Genomic DNA, 15,301 nt, shown 5'->3' on the forward strand with positions numbered 1-15,301 from the left:
AGCCCGAGCGCGAATGTGCGTTTCCTTCAGCCCATATGTTTATTGATTGCCCTGGAACGCCGTTGGTCCGGGGCCAGCGTTGTAATCGAAAGACTAGTCCGATCGCGGCAGCCTGCGAACGGATTCCTGCTCCGGATGCTTGCGACCTTTGTCGAAGGAATGCTGTCGTGAGATATGCGCTCTGTGCAGGCCGGAAACGGAGTTCTTTTCCGCTTTTGCGTGGTTGCAGCGCCGTGTCTCATCCGTTTCGGCGCGTGTCACAAGCGGGAGAGGTATGAACAGGAACAATCGCTTCTTCCGCGTTGTTGTGCCATATCAAAATGGAACAATGCGTGCCGTTGCCACGATTCGAGGACTGCCCGATGCGCCTGCCGATCCTGACCCTCACCGCCATTGCCACGCTGTTCGTGGCGTCAGATGCGAGCGCCCAGACCTACGATCCGCGCTACCCGGTATGCATGCATGTCTATACGCCCGGCGGCTTCGCCGGTGGCGGCGGCGATTATTACGACTGCTCTTTCACCTCCTTGCCGCAGTGCCGCGCCACGGCCTCGGGCCGCTCCGCGAGCTGCGACGTCAATCCCTACTACGCTTTCGATGAACCGCCGCCGCCACGCCGGCGCCACAAGAAGGTATACTAGCGCTTCCGCGATGCGACTTCCGAGGACAGTTTTCATGCGCCACTCACTCGGCCTGATCGTGACTTTGGGTGCCTTGCTGTTGGCCGCGCCGTCGCATGCGCAGACCTTCGATCCGCGCTACCCCGTCTGCATGCACGTCTATTCCGGCTCGAACGGCGGCGGCGGGGACTGGTACGAGTGTTCCTTCGTCTCGGTACCGCAGTGCCGCGCCACGGCGTCGGGCCGCGCCGCAACTTGCGATCTCAATCCGTACTTTCCCGTCAACGTCCCGGCAACGCGCCCGCGTTACAGGTGAAACGGTTAGCGCCGGGCGGATTGCCGCTCGGTCTCGCCTGGGGCTTGCCGCTAGCCCTTCCTGATCCCCGACAACTCCACCATCTTGCGCCAGCGATCGTCTCGGCCGTCAGCATGCCGCCGATCCCACCGGCTTGGTAAAGGATCGCTAGCGTTAATCCCGCACTAACGGGGTTTTATCCTGTCTCTTAACATCTGGGCAGGGCGCGCGGGCTAAGCTGCCGGATCAGCAGACACGTTCCGAAAGAATTAACGGCATGACCACCGGTGTCCTCGAGCAACCGAAAGCCGCGCGCGCCCCCTCGGCTTCGAAAATCTGGCTGAAGGCGATCGAGCTCACCGCGCGGATCGAGACGCTGCCGGGTCGTCTGTTTGCGGACGTCGTTGACGATTGGGCGCAGCGCCAGCCCGATCGCGCAGCGCTCGTGACCGACGATGCCACTCTCGATTACGAAGGTCTGTCGAAGAGGATCAACCGCTATGCGCGCTGGGCTCGGTCGGCTGGCGTCGCCAAGGGCGACACCGTTGCTCTGATCATGCCGAATGGCATCGATTATGTCGCGGCCTGGCTCGGCATCAGCCGTGTCGGCGGCGTGGCCGCGCTGATCAACACCAAGCTCATTGGGCAATCGCTCGCACATTGCGTCGACGTCGCAAAGCCGTCGCATGTCATCGTTGCGCATGAGCTGATGGAGATGTGGGACAGCGCAGCGCCGTATCTGAAGACGGACGCAAAGGTCTGGGCCCATGGCGATGCCCGCGGCGAACGTGCGATCGACGTGGCGCTGGCCGCGCTCGACGATGGAGCGCTCTCGCCGAACGAACATGGCAACGTCACCATCGATGACCGCGCGCTGCTGATCTATACCTCGGGCACCACGGGCTTGCCGAAGGCCGCCAGCATCAGTCACCGCCGTATCCTCAATTGGGGCTTTTGGTTCGCCGGCCTCACCGGCGCGACACCCCAGGACCGGCTCTACGATTGCCTGCCGCTGTTCCATTCGGTCGGCGGCATCGTCGCGCCCTGCAGCATGCTGGCTGCCGGCGGCTCGGTGGTGATTGCGGAGAAGTTTTCGGCCTCGCATTTCTGGTCCGACATCGTCCGGCATGACTGCACGCTGTTCCAGTATATCGGCGAGCTCTGCCGTTATCTGCTCAAGGCACCGCCGTCGGAATATGAGAACCGGCATCGTCTGCGGCTCGTCTGCGGCAACGGCCTGCGTGGCGACATCTGGGAAGACTTTCAGGCGCGCTTTTCGATTCCCCGCATCCTCGAGTTCTATGCTGCGACCGAGGGTAATTTCTCGCTGTTCAACGTCGAGGGCCAGCCGGGCGCGATCGGCCGCATCCCGCCGCTGCTCGCGCATCGCTTTCCCGCGAGTCTCGTCAAGCTCGATCCCGACGGCGGCGCGCCATTGCGCAACGAAGAGGGCTTTTGCATCGCCTGCGTTCGTGGCGAGGCCGGGGAAGCGATCGGCCGCATCGGTACCGCGGACCAGGGCGGCGGCCGTTTCGAGGGCTATACCGACGCGGGCGAGACCGAGAAGAAGATCCTGCGCGACGTCTTTGCCAGGGGCGATGCCTGGTTCCGCACCGGCGACCTGATGCGCCTCGACGACAAGGGCTTCTTCCACTTCGTCGACCGCATCGGCGACACTTTCCGCTGGAAGGGCGAGAACGTCGCGACGTCGGAGGTGAACGATGCCGTGCGCGATTTCACCGGCGTGATCGATGCCACCACCTACGGCATCAGCATCCCCGGCACCGACGGCCGCGCCGGCATGAGCGCGCTTGTCGTGAATGAGGGCTTTGACATCGCCGCACTGCCCGCCCATCTCGCGCAGCGCCTGCCGGCCTATGCCCGTCCCGTTTTCATTCGCATCTCTTGCGAGATCGATGCGACCGAGACCTTCAAGCAGAAGAAGGGCGACCTCGCGTGCGAAGGTTTCGATCCGGAAGCGATAGCGGATCCGCTGCTCATGCTCGATCCGAAATCCGGCGCCTATGTCGCGATGGATGCCGAGGCCTATGCCCAAATTAACGACGGCGCGATCAGGTTGTAACGCTGCGAAAAAGCGCAGATAGGTCCAATTTTATCTGAATTGTCCAAGAAGCCATTTACTTCTGTCGGGTAAACAAACGGCCATGGGGAGGCGGCCAGCAAGAGCCGCCGCAACGCGAACGATCGATAACAACAAGCGAGCCAGCTATGTCGGTAAGGTCTAAGGTCATTGAAGCGATCCAGCAGATCGCCAAGGAACAGCACGTCACGCTTCCCGCACTCTCGGACGATCTGTCCCTGCACGAGACAGGCCTCGACTCGCTCGCCTTCGCGATTCTGGTTGCGCGCCTCGAGGACGAGACCGGCGTCGATCCCTTCACCATTTCCGAGGACGCAGCGTTCCCCGCCACCGTGGGCGATTTCGTGCGGGCCTACGAAAATGTCCCCGCGTGAGATCTTTGCGCTTCGCGACCATCTCGGCGCGGAGCTGAAGGGCCGCACACTGTCGGATGCGCAGACGAGCGTGTCGCTGACGGACATCCTGTCGCAGACGGTCCTCGGCGGCCGCCTGCGCGAATTGTCTGGCCGCTGCGTGCTGCTCAGGCTGTCCGACCAGCTCCGGTCCGGCCTTGCCATGATCGAGCTCGACGGCATCGCCCGTCGCATGCTGCTGTGCCCGCCCGACCTCAACCCGGCGCATCTCGACGCGTTGATTGCGGATGCCGGGATCGATGCCGTCGTTACTGACGAGCCGGATCGCTGGGCCAACACCGGCGTCGCGCTCATTGTCACCGCACACTTACCGCTCGAAGCGGCCGCGCCGGCGAAGACCGAACGTGCCACGGAATGGCTGATGCTGACCTCGGGTACGTCGGGCGTGCCCAAGATCGCCGGGCACACGCTGGAAGCACTCACCGGCGCAATCGTCGCCGAAGGCCCCGCGCGCGGACCTGCGCCGGTGTGGGCCACGTTCTACGACATCCGCCGCTATGGCGGCCTGCAAATCTTCCTCCGCGCCATCCTCTCCGGCGGCTCCATGGTGCTGTCGGACCCGCATGAGGCATTGGCCGACCACGTCGCGCGGCTGAATGCGCGCGGCGTCTCGCATATCTCCGGCACGCCTTCGCACTGGCGCAAGCTCCTGATGAGCGGCTCGGCCGCGCAGTTCGCGCCGGGTTACGTTCGTCTCTCCGGCGAGATCGCCGATCAAGCGGTGCTGGACGGCCTGAAGGCGGCATTCCCCAAGGCCTCCGTCGGTCATGCCTATGCCTCGACCGAGGCCGGCGTCGGCTTCGCTGTCAATGACGGGCTTGAGGGTTTTCCGGCTGACTATCTTGGCAACCGCAATGGTGTCGAGATGAAGGTGGTCGACGGCTCGCTGCGCATCCGCTCGACGCGCACCGCGCACGCTTACATTGGCCGCAACGCTGCCGCGCTCACCGATGACGACGGGTTTGTCGACAGCGGCGACATCGTCGAGCTGCGCGGCGATCGCTATTATTTCGTCGGTCGTCGCGGCGGCATCATCAATATCGGCGGACTGAAGGTTCACCCCGAGGAGATCGAGGCGACGATCAACCGCCATCCCGACGTGCGGATGTCGCGGGCCAAATCCCGCCGCAGCCCGATCACAGGCGGCATCGTTGTCGCCGACGTGATCCTCGCCGACGGCTCCGATCCCGCCCGCGCGAAAGAGATCCGCGACCAGATCCTGGACCTGTGCCGCGCCCAGCTCGCCTCGCACAAGGTGCCGGCGGTGATCCGCTTCGTCGAGGCGCTCGACGTCACCCCGGCCGGCAAACTGGCGCGCACCGATGCATAATGTTCTCGTCACCGGCGGCAGCCGCGGCATTGGCCTTGCGATCGCAAGTCGCCTCGCCGGCGCCGGCTTCAATGTGATTGCGGCCGCACGGCGCGAGAGCGAGGAGCTCAAGGCCGGGATCGCCGCGTCTGAGGGACGCCTGCATTTTCGCGCCTGCGATCTCGTCGTGATCGATGCGATCCCGGCCTTTGCAAAGCTTGTCCGCGACGAATTCGGCCCGATCTACGGCCTCGTCAACAATGCCGGCCTCGGCACCGAAGGCCTGCTCGCGACCATGCACAATTCCGAGATCGAGGCGCTGGTGCAGCTCAACGTGCTGTCGCCCATCATCCTCACTAAATATGTCGCGCGGCAGATGATGGCCGATGGCGCCGGCCGCATCATCAACATCTCCTCGATCATCGCCACCACCGGCTATAACGGCCTCTCGGTCTATGGCGCCACCAAGGCGGCCGCGACCGGCTTCACCCGCTCGCTGGCGCGCGAGGTCGGCAAGCTCGGTATCACCGTGAATGCGATCGCGCCGGGATTCATCGACACCGAGTTGACGCACAATCTCTCCGACGAAGGACGCAAGCGCATCGCCGGCCGCAGCGCGCTGCGCCGCCTGCCCGAGACCGATGACGTCGCGCGCATGGTGGAATATCTGCTCGGCGAGGGCGGCCGCAACGTCACCGGCACCGTCTTCACGATCGACGCGGGGAATACGGCGTAGCGGAACTCTGCCGCCGCAATAGAGTCGATCCGGCCCAATTTGAATTCACCGGATTTGGTCGTAAGATGCCCCGCAATCGGTTGGGTTACGTCAATCGATCTGCCCTAATCGACAGGGAGCAGTCCATGACCGCTTCGAACCTGGGCCGGGCGTCAGCAGAGCAGTCTCGTTTGAGGCCGGACGATGTCCATTGCCAGCCGATGTCGCATCAGAATTCCGGTGATCACGGCCACGAAATGTATCCGCAGCAATTCGTGCGGTTGGTCGGCTGTCATGATGTCCCCGCATCAGCGGAGCGCAAGCGTCAGGGCGAGAAGCTGCACTAGCCACTCACCTCTGATGCTTCGGCAAGTCAATTCGTTCATGTGAGAACTCCGGCGGTCCCTCGGTGAGGCGGCGGATGCGGCGCTCGCGTTCGTCTGCCGGCAATGCGGGATCGAGCAGCGCGTCGATCTCGTGTACGGCGATGTCCTCGATCTGCGTGGCATCCGATGTGATCGCGTGCGCTGATGTCGGTTCTGCAGGCGCGATCTTCAGCGCCAGTTCGACGAGCTTGCAGATTGCATCCGAGCGCGACAGCTGATGGGCTTCAGCCCAGGCATCGACGGCGGCGGTCAACCGTTCCGGCATCTTCACCGCGCTGATTGCGTCGAGGCCCGTGCGCCGGCGGACGGGTGAGGTCGAGGCCTTGTTGCCGAAGTCGGACACTTCGATGATCCCGGGCGAGTCATTTTCGATAAATCGAGAGTAAACGCCTTTTGTGGTGTGCTGTTTGATGCCGATCAATGACAAACTGCGGCATTGCATCGCGGTGCGAGCTTGTTGTCCGGCTCCATTTCGGCCAATGATCGGGAGCTCGCGGAGGGCCGGCCGGCGAACCCGGATCGATCCTGCCACGTATCTGTTCCGCAAGCGCCATCCCAACCATCCGGCATCACCCGATGACATCAGGCGAATCCTTCTATAGCGGCATTCCGGTCTTCCGCGGTTTCACCAGCCTGATGGATCCGGTGCTGTATTCGCCGCTGCCGGACGACTGGAGTATCGGCGTTGCCGACATCGTCGATTCGACCAAGGCCATCGCGGCGCAGCGCTACAAGGCGGTGAACATGGCCGGTGCCGCCGTGATCGCGGCGGTGACGAACGCGTTGGAGGGGCGCGAATTCCCCTTCGTGTTCGGCGGCGACGGCGCCAGCTTTGCGGTCGCGCCTCACGATCTCGAACTGGCCCGCGAGGCGCTGGCGGCGACCGCGACCTGGGTGCGGGAAGACCTCGATCTGACGATGCGCGTCGCCCTGGTGCCGGTCAGCGCCATCCGTGCGCATGGCCTCGACGTACGCGTCGCACGCTTCGGTCCATCGGCAAACCTGTCCTATGCGATGTTCTCCGGCGGAGGCCTCGCCTGGGCCGACGCCGCGATGAAGCGCGGCGAGTTCGCGGTGACCGAGGCGCCCGACGGCGCGCAGCCCGATCTGTCCGGCCTGTCCTGCCGCTTCGAGGTGATGCCGGCGTCACGCGGATTGATCCTGTCGGTGCTGGTGATGCCGGCGCGTGGCGCTGACCCGCTGGCTTTCCGCAAGGTGATCGAGGACATCATCCATCTCGTCGAGCGCAGTCCGGATGGCGGCCGCCCGGTGCCGGCGCAGGGGCCGCCGCTGAAATGGCCGCCGCAGGGGCTGGATTATGAAGCCCGCACCAGGCGCGGCGGTCCGCTGCTTGCGCGCCGCGCCGCCGTCCTGGCCTACACGTTGTTCGCCTATCTGATCATGCGCTTCGACATCAAGGTCGGCGGCTTCGTGCCTGATGTCTACAAGCGTCAGGTGGTCGAGAACTCGGACTTCAGGAAATATGACGACGGCTTGCGCATGATCCTCGACTGTACGGACGAGCTCGAGCGCGCGCTGAGCGATCGTCTCGCTGCGGCCGCGCGCGAGGGCATCGTGCGCTACGGCCTCTACCAGCAGGACGCGGCGATGATGACCTGCTTCACGCCCTCGGCGCTGCGCAGTGACCACGTCCACTTCATCGACGGCGCGCGGGGCGGCTATGCCTCGGCTGCGACGGCATTGAAGGCGATGGTGGGATAACACGTCTCTCGTGCCCCGGACGCAGCGCAGCACGCAGTGATGCGCTGCCGAGCCGGGGCCCAGAATCTTGGAGAAAATTGCGAATGGCATGGTCCCGGCTCTGCGAAGCAGCGCTTCACGCTGCATCGCGTCCGGGACACGAGGGCGTTCAGCGCCCCGCGCGCGTCCAGGTCTCGCCGCCGCAGAGCGCGCCGACGCAGCCTTCGACGCGCAGCGAATCCGCGCCCGTTACGCTGATACTGCTCGCATAGGTGCTGCCGTCGTCGGCGTTGTAGATCTGGCCCGACCATTTGTTCGGAGCTGACGGCTGCATGCCGCTGAACAATGGCAGGCCGATCATCGGACGCCTGGCGAGCGCGGGATTGGGATTCTTGTTGTCGGTCGCGGGCTGGCCGGTCGCGGTGTCCATGGGTTCGCGCAGCCAGACGATGTGGCCGCAGATGCCGCCGCCGCATTTGCTGATCTTCACGCGCGCATCACCAGCCTGGGTGAGCCAGGTCCCGTCGGCGCTCTGCGCACGGGCGCTCGTTGCGCCGAGCAGCGCAGCCAGGACGACGAAGGGAATCGCGAATCTGCTGAACATGGAGAGAGCCCCCGAAAATGACGGCGCCTCCATAGCAGTCCGGCAGAATAGTGCAACGCTGGATGGAATCACATTCCTGCGCTTACTGCCTGCGCTTACTGTCTGCGCTTATTCGCCTGCGCTCATTTGCCCCAGTGCACGAAGGCGACCGAGGCGGCGGTCGAGAGTCCGAACACGACCATGGCGCCGCCGACCAGAGCGAACAGAGTCCAGGCCGGCGCCTGAATCGTCATGAGGCCGACGCCGCCGATCGCGACGATCAGGAGCCGCGCCGTGGAGGCGAGCACGGGCCCGCCGACGCGCGCCGCGCCTTGTGAGGAGAAGTACAACGACACGCCCATGCCGAAGAACACGAAGGCCGGACCTGCCCAGTGGAAATAGCTGTACGCGGCGGCGGTGACGCCGGAATCCCGCGTGAACAGCGCGACCCACAGCGACGGATCGAGCGCGATCACAAGGCCGATCAGGCCGACCGTGAGTCCGGAGGCAGCGGCTGCGGTCCAGGCCACGCGCCGCGCGCGCTTCAGATGTCCGGCGCCGATCGCCATGCCGACCATCGGCACCGATGCGATACCGAAGGCGAAGGTGATCGGGATCAGCAAGAATTCCAGCCGCGAGCCGATGCCGTAGCCGGCCAGCATCTCGGTGCCGAAGGTCGCGAGGATTTTTGTGAAGATCAGAATGGTGAGCACGGTCTGGAGCGGCGATAGGCAGGCCACCGCGCCCACTTTGAGAATATCCACGAACATCGCGCGCTCGAAATGGAGGGCGCGGAAGTCGAGCGGCAGCCTGCTGCGGCCGGACAAGAGATACCAGAGCAAGAAGACCGCGGCGCAGCTGAACGCGATCAGCTGGCCGCTCGCGACGCCGGGCATGCCGAATTGCTTCACACCGAACAGGCCGAGTCCCAGCGTGCCGCCGAGTGCGACCTGGAGCAGGCTCGCCCCGATCAACGTCATCGAAGGCAGCCGCATGTCGCCGGTGCCGCGGATCACCGAGGCCAGCGTGTTGACGAGCCAGATCGCGACCGCGCCGGAGAACAGCACCTGCGAATAGCCGCTGGCCTCCTCGAGCACGCGCTCGCGGCCGCCGAGCAGCGCGAAGAACGAGCGGCCGAACACGAGCATCATCACCGTGAAGAACAGGCCGCCGCAGAGGCCGATGATGGCGGCATGCAGCGCCAGCGTTGCGGCGCGGTCGCGATCTCCTGCGCCGAGCGCGCGGCTGATCGCTGACGAGACGCCGCCGCCCATCGCGCCCGCGCTCATCATTTGCGTCAGCATCGCGAACGGAAACACCAGCGCGATCGCGGCGAGTGGGATGGTGCCGAGCCGGCCGATATAGGAGGTCTCGGCGATCGCAACCAGTGTGCTGCCGACCATCGCGATCATGTTTGGGATCGCGAGCCGCAGCAATGTCGGCAGGATCGGCGCTGTCAGCAGGCTGGCGATGGGGGAGGCGACCGGCGCAAGCGGCGGGACGGCGTCTGCAGGGGCGTCGATCGTCATGTTCACCGGGCGGAATATTAAATGATGGTCAACATATTATAGGGCGTGAAGCTGCCGGCGCAGCCCTCCGCTCACGCAGGGCTCACCATGGCAGGCCGCATAGGTCGATGGTACCCAGCGTCGGCGCGCGGACGATGTCGAAGACGTAGGGCGCCATGTAGTCGAAGCGGATTCGCCCCTCCGGCTGCTCGCAATAGACCTCGCCCTTGAAGGGCTGCCATCGGCGCGCCTCGTAGAACGCGAAATTGTGCGGCTCGCAGAACAACAGCGCGAAGCGCACCGCCTCGTTGGCGCGCATGGTGTGCACCGCCGCGTCGATCGCCATGGTTGCATAGCCGCGACCGCGCCGGTCCTCGCGGGTACAGACGCCGCCGATGCCGCCGACATGGACCTTCTGCCCGTTCCAGGTGACGGTCCGGAAGTAGACGCCGACATGGCAGACGAGGCCATCCTCGGGCGTATCGAGCAGCACGCGAAGATGAGCGTTATCCCATTTGACGTGAGCCCAGGGCTTATCCGCAACCATGTGCGGGCCCCAGACTGCCTGGTGCAGCGGCTCTGCGATCGGCCACGAGGCGTCGCCGTTCAAAATGTCGATCTCGATGCTCATGGCTCTGTCTTTCGCAACGTCGGTCCGTGGTGCATTCGTTCTGCCATAAGCGCCTCAAAGGCAATGATATTTTGCATCACGCCATCAAGGCCGCGCGAATGTCCGCGTGCTGCGACGATTTTATGCAATCGTGCCAAGCGTTGGCATCACGCATTTTCGCAAATTGGCGGTATTTAACGACGCAGGAACCTTCTATAAGGGGTGACCGTTAGAACTCGTTCCCCACCAGTTGCGGACAAGAAGCCATGACCTTTACGCTGCCCCCACTCCCTTACGCCTATGACGCCCTCGGCCAGTATATGTCGAAGGAGACGCTGGAATATCATCACGACAAGCATCATCAGGCCTACGTCACCAACGGCAACAACGCGCTCAAGGGGACCGAATGGGAAGGCAAATCCCTTGAAGAGATCGTCAAGGGCTCGTTCGGCAAGAACCCCGCGGTGTTCAACAATGCCGGCCAGCACTACAACCACATCCACTTCTGGAGCTGGATGAAGCCCAATGGCGGCGGCACCAAGCTGCCGGGCAAGCTCGAGAAGAAGATCAACGAGGACCTCGGCGGCTTCGATAAATTCAAGACCGACTTCCAGGCGGCCGGCGTCGGCCAGTTCGGCTCCGGCTGGTGCTGGCTCCAGGTCAAGAACGGCAAGCTCGAGATCTCCAAGACCCCGAACGGCGAGAATCCGCTGGTGCACGGCGCCACCCCGATCCTCGGCTGCGACGTCTGGGAGCACTCCTACTACATCGACTATCGCAACCGCCGTCCGGACTATCTCAAGGCCTTCGTCGAGAACCTCGTGAACTGGGAATACGTCGAGTCGCTGTTCGAGAAGGCGTGAGCATTTGGAGTCATTCCGGGGCGCGCCAAGCGCGAGCTATGATGCGCAATTGCGCATCTGAGAATCCATTTGTCCACTCGGGCTGACGCTCGATGGATTCCGGGCTCGGCGCTGCTGCGCCGCCCCGGAATGACAGACAAGGCGGTCGCACGCGCGGCCGCCTTTTTGCTGTGCGGAATTGCCCTGCGCGGTGCGCGTATAGATCTGTCATCGTTCCGTTTGCATCGCCCAGGCGGCCCCCTTAAGCAGGACGGGCATCACCCTCGATCCGACCAGAGCCCGTTGTTAGAACCTTCCCCGAAAGACCCGGCGCCTGCCGAGGACGTGGAGTCCGAGCCGCGGCCTGGGCGTGTGCGCAAGCCGATCGGCTGGTCGACCATCATCATCGCGGCCCTGGTGGCGGTGAGCGCGGGTCTGGTCTGGCGGCGTGACGGCACCGATGGTGTTCTCGACATTCTCACCCACGACCTCTCGCTATTCGGCGGCATCCTGCCGCGCGTGCTGGCCGGCTGTCTGCTCGGTGCGTTCATCTCCGAGATCCTGCCGCACGAAAAGGTCTCGCGCTCGCTCGGGCCCAAATCCGGCCTGATGGGGCTTCTGATCGGCACCGCCTTCGGCGCGATCCTGCCCGGCGGTCCCTTCACCGCCTATCCGGTGGCGAGCGCGCTGCTCGCGGTCGGTGCCGATTTCGGCGCCACCATCGCCATGGTCGTGAGCTGGACCCTGATCGGCTACGGCCGGGCGGTGGCCTGGGAAATCCCGATCATGGGCACCGATTTCACGCTGTGGCGGATCGTGATCTCGCTGCCGCTGCCGGTGCTCGCCGGCGCGCTCGGCCGCTTCGTCTATGTCCGGCTCTATCCGAAACAGATCTCGAAGGGCGACGAGACGTGAGCGCGGCACTCCTGATCGACATCCTGTTGTGGGGCTCGGTGTTCGGCGTCGGCCTGATCGCCTTCCGCCGCGGCCCTGCCGTGTTCAAGGCTTCGCTGCGCGAAGGCTCGATGGACTTCATCAACATCGTGCCGCGGATTGCGCTCGGGGTGATCGGCTCCGGTTACATCGCCGCCATCATCCCGCAGGAGGTGATTACCGGCTGGCTCGGGCCGGACAGCGGCTGGCTTGGGGTCGCCTCTGCCGTGGTCGCCGGCGCCGCCACGCCGGGCGGACCTGTGATCGGCTTCTCCATCGGCACGGTGGCGCTGAAGTCGGGCGGCGGGGTGCCCCAGGTGGTTGCCTATGTCGTCGCCTGGGCCCTGTTCGCGTTCCAGCGTGTGATCCTGTGGGAGATCCCGTTCATGCCGGCCCGCTTCGTCTGGTTCCGCTGCGCGGTGTCGGTGCCGTTCCCGTTCGTGGCCGCCGCAATCGCCATGCTGATCGGCCGGCCCTGAGCCCGGCGTGGACAGGCGCAATGTTATAATATAACGTCTTGGCATGGTTCCCGCCGCGTCTCATGCCCATCACGACCATTCCCACGACCACGCCCATTCGCACGGGCACGACCACACCCATGCCCATGTCCATGACGCGGCTTCGCCGCATCCGGCCCAGGCGGCGCCGTGGTCGATCTTGCGCATGACCATGGCGGGGCGCCTCGCGGCCGCGCTCACCGTCTGCGCCGCGCTCTGGGGCATGGTCTTCCTGGCGATGAGGTGACCATGGCACAGCTAGCCTTCCACAACGTCACGCTCGGCTATGACCGGCATCCGGCTGTGCATCATCTCAATGGCGATGTCGCACCCGGTGCACTGGTCGCCGTGATCGGCCCGAACGGCGCCGGCAAGTCGACGCTGCTGCGCGGTATCGTCGGCATCCTCAAGCCGCTCGACGGCAGCATCCATCTCGGCGGCCGCGATAGCAGGGATATCGCCTACCTGCCGCAAAGCGCGGAGATCGACCGCAGCTTTCCGATCTCGGTGTTCGATTTCGTCGGCACCGGGCTGTGGCGCGGGACCGGCCTGTTCGGCGGCATCGGCAAGGCTGCGCGGCAAAAAATCCTGCGCGCAATCGCCGCCGTTGGCCTCAACGGTTTCGAGAACCGCCCGATCGGCACGCTCTCCGGCGGCCAGATGCAGCGCGTGCTGTTCGCGCGGGTGCTGCTCCAGGACGCGAGCTTGATCGTGCTCGACGAGCCCTTCAACGCCATCGACAGCAAGACCACGGCCGATCTGCTCGCGCTGGTGAAGGATTGGCACGCCGAGGGTCGCACCGTGCTGGCCGCGTTGCATGACATGGAGATGGTGCGCACCCATTTCAGCGAGACGCTGGTGCTGGCGCGCGGCCCCGTGGCGTGGGGACCGACGGCCGAGGTGCTGACGCCGGAAAACCTGATGGTCGCGATGCGGATGTGCGAGGCTTTCGACGATAGCGCCGCGGCTTGCGCGGCCGACGACGGGCGTTCGCAGGCGGCGTGATCGCAAATGGCCTATGACGCGCTGATCGGTCCGTTCACCGAATTCGAGTTCATGCGGCGGGCGCTCGCCGCGGTGATCGCGTTGTCGCTGGCGGGCGCGCCGATCGGCGTGTTCCTGATGCTGCGGCGGATGAGCCTCGTCGGCGATGCCATGGCGCATGCGATCCTGCCGGGCGCCGCCGTCGGCTTCCTGCTGTCCGGGCTCAACCTGTTCGCGATGACCGCCGGCGGCCTTTTCGCCGGCTTTGCGGTCGCGATCCTCGCCGGTGTGGTCGCACGCTCGACCGGGCTGAAGGAGGACGCTTCGCTGGCCACCTTCTATCTGGCCTCGCTCGCGCTCGGCGTCACCATCGTTTCGATCAAGGGCACCAATATCGACCTGTTGCATGTGCTGTTCGGCAACATCCTCGCGATGGACGACCAGACGCTGCTGGTGGTGGCCTTCAACGCCACGGTGACGCTGCTCGTGCTCGCCGTGATCTACCGCCCGCTGGTGATCGAGAGCGTCGATCCCTTGTTCCTGCGCACGGTGAGCCGCGCCGGGGGACCTGCGCATCTCGCCTTCCTCGCGCTCGTCGTCGTCAACCTCGTCAACGGCTTTCAGGCACTCGGCACGCTGCTTGCGGTCGGCCTCATGATCCTGCCGGCTGGCATTGCGCGGTTCTGGTCGCGCGATCTCACCGCCATGATCTGCATCGCGGTCGTCGCTGCCGCCGTCTCGGGCTATGCCGGCCTCGTGCTGTCGTTCCAGACCCGCGTGCCGTCGGGCCCTGCGATCATTCTCGTGGCGACGGTGCTCTACGTGGTCTCCGTCCTGTTCGGCCGCGTCGGCGGTATCGTCCGGCAATTGTTTCCCGGCCGGCATCTGGAAGCGTGACGATGCGGCTCATTCTGCTTTGTGCGCTGTTGCTGATCGCCCCGCCACTGCACGCCACAGAGCGGCTCAACGTGGTCGCGAGCTTCTCGATCCTCGCCGATTTCGTCCGCAATGTCAGCGGTAGCAGGATCAATCTGACCACGCTGGTCGGCGCCGACAGCGATGTCCACGTCTACACACCTGCACCGAGCGATGCGAAGCGAATCGCGGATGCAAATCTCGTCATCGTCAACGGGCTAGGTCTCGAAGGGTGGCTGCCGCGCCTCGTGCAGTCCTCGGGCAGCAAGGCGACGGTCGTGACTGCAAGCGCCGGTATCACGCCCCTGAAATTAGGTTCGGCCGCCGATCCCCACGCCTGGCAGTCCGTCCCCAACGCCAAGATCTACGTCACCGACATCGCCAATGCGCTCGCCGCGACCGCCCCGGACGACGCGGAGTTCTTCCGCACCCAGGCCAAAGCCTATTTGGAAAAGCTCGAAACGCTGGACCGCGAGGTCCGCGAGGCCGTGGCGAAAATCCCATTGGAGCGGCGCAAGGTAATCTCCACCCACGACGCCTTCGGCTATTTTTCCGCCGAATATGGTATCCAGTTCATCGCCCCCTTGGGTGTCTCCACGGAGACCGAGCCCAGCGCGCGCGATATCGCCGCGATCATCGGCCAGATCAAGGCCCAGAAAATCCCGGCCGTGTTCCTGGAAAATATCAGCGACGACCGGCTGATCCGGCGGATCGCGGCCGAGACCGGGGCAAAGGTCGGCGGGACCTTGATTTCCGACGGTTTGACCGGCGAAAAGGGGCCTGCACCCACTTACATTGACATGGTCAGGCACAATATAAAGGCCCTGACCAGCGCGCTTGACCACTAGGGCAGGGGCCACCCCGCCTCGCGTCGCGCGATAAGCCTTAA

At 64.7% G+C, this 15,301-nt stretch carries 19 protein-coding genes; 15 read left to right on the forward strand and 4 right to left on the reverse strand.

From position 1 onward, the window contains the following. Positions 1-362: 362 nt before the first annotated feature. The 7 genes from CWO91_RS16935 (at position 363) to CWO91_RS16965 (ending at position 5,800) form a co-directional block, all read left to right on the forward strand. Entirely contained in the window at positions 363-641 is a 279-nt protein-coding gene (locus CWO91_RS16935; RefSeq protein ID WP_130214624.1) for a DUF3551 domain-containing protein, read from the forward strand. Between the two features lie 34 nt (positions 642-675). Further along, the gene (locus CWO91_RS16940) at positions 676-936 is read left to right on the forward strand and encodes a DUF3551 domain-containing protein (RefSeq protein ID WP_130214554.1); all 261 of its coding nucleotides are present in this window, start codon (positions 676-678) and stop codon (positions 934-936) included. A gap of 247 nt (positions 937-1,183) precedes the next feature. Continuing rightward, positions 1,184-2,998: a long-chain-acyl-CoA synthetase gene (locus tag CWO91_RS16945; RefSeq protein WP_130214556.1), complete on the forward strand. Its 1,815-nt coding sequence runs from the start codon at positions 1,184-1,186 to the stop codon at positions 2,996-2,998. A gap of 146 nt (positions 2,999-3,144) precedes the next feature. Then, complete coding sequence (locus CWO91_RS16950) at positions 3,145-3,390, forward strand: acyl carrier protein (RefSeq protein WP_130214558.1); 246 nt, start codon at positions 3,145-3,147, stop codon at positions 3,388-3,390. Continuing rightward, the gene (locus tag CWO91_RS16955; RefSeq protein ID WP_165405504.1) at positions 3,377-4,759 is read left to right on the forward strand and encodes a class I adenylate-forming enzyme family protein; all 1,383 of its coding nucleotides are present in this window, start codon (positions 3,377-3,379) and stop codon (positions 4,757-4,759) included. The genes CWO91_RS16950 and CWO91_RS16955 overlap by 14 nt, the downstream gene beginning before the upstream one ends. Beyond that, positions 4,752-5,474: an SDR family NAD(P)-dependent oxidoreductase gene (locus tag CWO91_RS16960; RefSeq protein WP_130214562.1), complete on the forward strand. Its 723-nt coding sequence runs from the start codon at positions 4,752-4,754 to the stop codon at positions 5,472-5,474. The genes CWO91_RS16955 and CWO91_RS16960 overlap by 8 nt, the downstream gene beginning before the upstream one ends. A 125-nt stretch (positions 5,475-5,599) precedes the next feature. Continuing rightward, complete coding sequence (locus CWO91_RS16965) at positions 5,600-5,800, forward strand: hypothetical protein (protein WP_130214564.1); 201 nt, start codon at positions 5,600-5,602, stop codon at positions 5,798-5,800. 4 nt (positions 5,801-5,804) lie between these two features. Here the strand turns inward: CWO91_RS16965 and CWO91_RS16970 are convergent, their stop codons facing one another. Then, entirely contained in the window at positions 5,805-6,191 is a 387-nt protein-coding gene (locus tag CWO91_RS16970) for a hypothetical protein (RefSeq protein WP_130214626.1), read from the reverse strand. Between the two features lie 224 nt (positions 6,192-6,415). Between CWO91_RS16970 and CWO91_RS16980 the strand changes: the two genes are divergently transcribed. After that, the gene (locus tag CWO91_RS16980) at positions 6,416-7,561 is read left to right on the forward strand and encodes a DUF3095 domain-containing protein (RefSeq protein WP_130214566.1); all 1,146 of its coding nucleotides are present in this window, start codon (positions 6,416-6,418) and stop codon (positions 7,559-7,561) included. A 148-nt stretch (positions 7,562-7,709) separates the two neighbouring features. Here CWO91_RS16980 and CWO91_RS16985 read toward each other — a convergent pair whose 3' ends face one another. The 3 genes from CWO91_RS16985 to CWO91_RS16995 all read right to left on the reverse strand — a co-directional run bounded on the left by CWO91_RS16985 (position 7,710) and on the right by CWO91_RS16995 (position 10,262). After that, positions 7,710-8,144, reverse strand: coding sequence for a DUF2147 domain-containing protein (locus tag CWO91_RS16985; protein ID WP_130214568.1), 435 nt, complete (start codon positions 8,142-8,144; stop codon positions 7,710-7,712). Between the two features lie 122 nt (positions 8,145-8,266). Beyond that, entirely contained in the window at positions 8,267-9,652 is a 1,386-nt protein-coding gene (locus tag CWO91_RS16990) for an MATE family efflux transporter (protein WP_165405506.1), read from the reverse strand. A gap of 82 nt (positions 9,653-9,734) precedes the next feature. Further along, positions 9,735-10,262: a GNAT family N-acetyltransferase gene (locus CWO91_RS16995; protein WP_130214572.1), complete on the reverse strand. Its 528-nt coding sequence runs from the start codon at positions 10,260-10,262 to the stop codon at positions 9,735-9,737. Between the two features lie 245 nt (positions 10,263-10,507). Here CWO91_RS16995 and CWO91_RS17000 point away from each other — a divergent pair, with 245 nt between their 5' ends. The 7 genes from CWO91_RS17000 to CWO91_RS17030 all read left to right on the forward strand — a co-directional run bounded on the left by CWO91_RS17000 (position 10,508) and on the right by CWO91_RS17030 (position 15,260). Beyond that, positions 10,508-11,104 carry a superoxide dismutase gene (locus CWO91_RS17000; protein ID WP_061846478.1) on the forward strand — a complete coding sequence of 199 codons (597 nt, stop codon included), beginning with the start codon at positions 10,508-10,510 and terminating at the stop codon, positions 11,102-11,104. A 282-nt stretch (positions 11,105-11,386) separates the two neighbouring features. Then, positions 11,387-11,998 (forward strand): permease, encoded by a 612-nt coding sequence (locus CWO91_RS17005; RefSeq protein ID WP_130214574.1) that lies wholly within the window; start codon positions 11,387-11,389, stop codon positions 11,996-11,998. Beyond that, the gene (locus CWO91_RS17010; protein ID WP_130214576.1) at positions 11,995-12,495 is read left to right on the forward strand and encodes a hypothetical protein; all 501 of its coding nucleotides are present in this window, start codon (positions 11,995-11,997) and stop codon (positions 12,493-12,495) included. Before CWO91_RS17005 ends, CWO91_RS17010 begins: the two co-directional genes overlap by 4 nt. 43 nt (positions 12,496-12,538) lie before the next feature. Next, positions 12,539-12,760 (forward strand): hypothetical protein, encoded by a 222-nt coding sequence (locus tag CWO91_RS17015; RefSeq protein ID WP_130214578.1) that lies wholly within the window; start codon positions 12,539-12,541, stop codon positions 12,758-12,760. Between the two features lie 2 nt (positions 12,761-12,762). Then, positions 12,763-13,518: a metal ABC transporter ATP-binding protein gene (locus CWO91_RS17020; RefSeq protein WP_165405507.1), complete on the forward strand. Its 756-nt coding sequence runs from the start codon at positions 12,763-12,765 to the stop codon at positions 13,516-13,518. 6 nt (positions 13,519-13,524) lie between these two features. Continuing rightward, on the forward strand, positions 13,525-14,394 hold the full coding sequence (locus tag CWO91_RS17025; protein ID WP_130214582.1) for a metal ABC transporter permease: 870 nt from the start codon (positions 13,525-13,527) through the stop codon (positions 14,392-14,394). Positions 14,395-14,396: 2 nt separating this feature from the next. Continuing rightward, the gene (locus CWO91_RS17030; protein ID WP_130214584.1) at positions 14,397-15,260 is read left to right on the forward strand and encodes a metal ABC transporter solute-binding protein, Zn/Mn family; all 864 of its coding nucleotides are present in this window, start codon (positions 14,397-14,399) and stop codon (positions 15,258-15,260) included. Positions 15,261-15,301: the final 41 nt, after the last annotated feature.

The sequence above is a fragment of the Bradyrhizobium genosp. SA-3 genome, assembly GCF_004212635.1.
Lineage (GTDB): Bacteria > Pseudomonadota > Alphaproteobacteria > Rhizobiales > Xanthobacteraceae > Bradyrhizobium.

Excerpts from the sequence above, each read along its gene's own strand:
- CWO91_RS16935 (WP_130214624.1), top strand. The coding sequence starts at position 363 with ATGCGCCTGCCGATCCTGACCCTCACCGCCATTGCCACGCTGTTCGTG.
- CWO91_RS16940 (WP_130214554.1), top strand. The coding sequence starts at position 676 with ATGCGCCACTCACTCGGCCTGATCGTGACTTTGGGTGCCTTGCTGTTG.
- CWO91_RS16950 (WP_130214558.1), top strand. The coding sequence starts at position 3,145 with ATGTCGGTAAGGTCTAAGGTCATTGAAGCGATCCAGCAGATCGCCAAG.
- CWO91_RS16955 (WP_165405504.1), top strand. The coding sequence starts at position 3,377 with ATGTCCCCGCGTGAGATCTTTGCGCTTCGCGACCATCTCGGCGCGGAG.
- CWO91_RS16960 (WP_130214562.1), top strand. The coding sequence starts at position 4,752 with ATGCATAATGTTCTCGTCACCGGCGGCAGCCGCGGCATTGGCCTTGCG.
- CWO91_RS16965 (WP_130214564.1), top strand. The coding sequence starts at position 5,600 with ATGACCGCTTCGAACCTGGGCCGGGCGTCAGCAGAGCAGTCTCGTTTG.
- CWO91_RS16980 (WP_130214566.1), top strand. The coding sequence starts at position 6,416 with ATGACATCAGGCGAATCCTTCTATAGCGGCATTCCGGTCTTCCGCGGT.
- CWO91_RS16985 (WP_130214568.1), bottom strand. The coding sequence starts at position 8,144 with ATGTTCAGCAGATTCGCGATTCCCTTCGTCGTCCTGGCTGCGCTGCTC.
- CWO91_RS16990 (WP_165405506.1), bottom strand. The coding sequence starts at position 9,652 with ATGACGATCGACGCCCCTGCAGACGCCGTCCCGCCGCTTGCGCCGGTC.
- CWO91_RS16995 (WP_130214572.1), bottom strand. The coding sequence starts at position 10,262 with ATGAGCATCGAGATCGACATTTTGAACGGCGACGCCTCGTGGCCGATC.
- CWO91_RS17000 (WP_061846478.1), top strand. The coding sequence starts at position 10,508 with ATGACCTTTACGCTGCCCCCACTCCCTTACGCCTATGACGCCCTCGGC.
- CWO91_RS17015 (WP_130214578.1), top strand. The coding sequence starts at position 12,539 with ATGGTTCCCGCCGCGTCTCATGCCCATCACGACCATTCCCACGACCAC.
- CWO91_RS17020 (WP_165405507.1), top strand. The coding sequence starts at position 12,763 with ATGGCACAGCTAGCCTTCCACAACGTCACGCTCGGCTATGACCGGCAT.
- CWO91_RS17025 (WP_130214582.1), top strand. The coding sequence starts at position 13,525 with ATGGCCTATGACGCGCTGATCGGTCCGTTCACCGAATTCGAGTTCATG.
- CWO91_RS17030 (WP_130214584.1), top strand. The coding sequence starts at position 14,397 with ATGCGGCTCATTCTGCTTTGTGCGCTGTTGCTGATCGCCCCGCCACTG.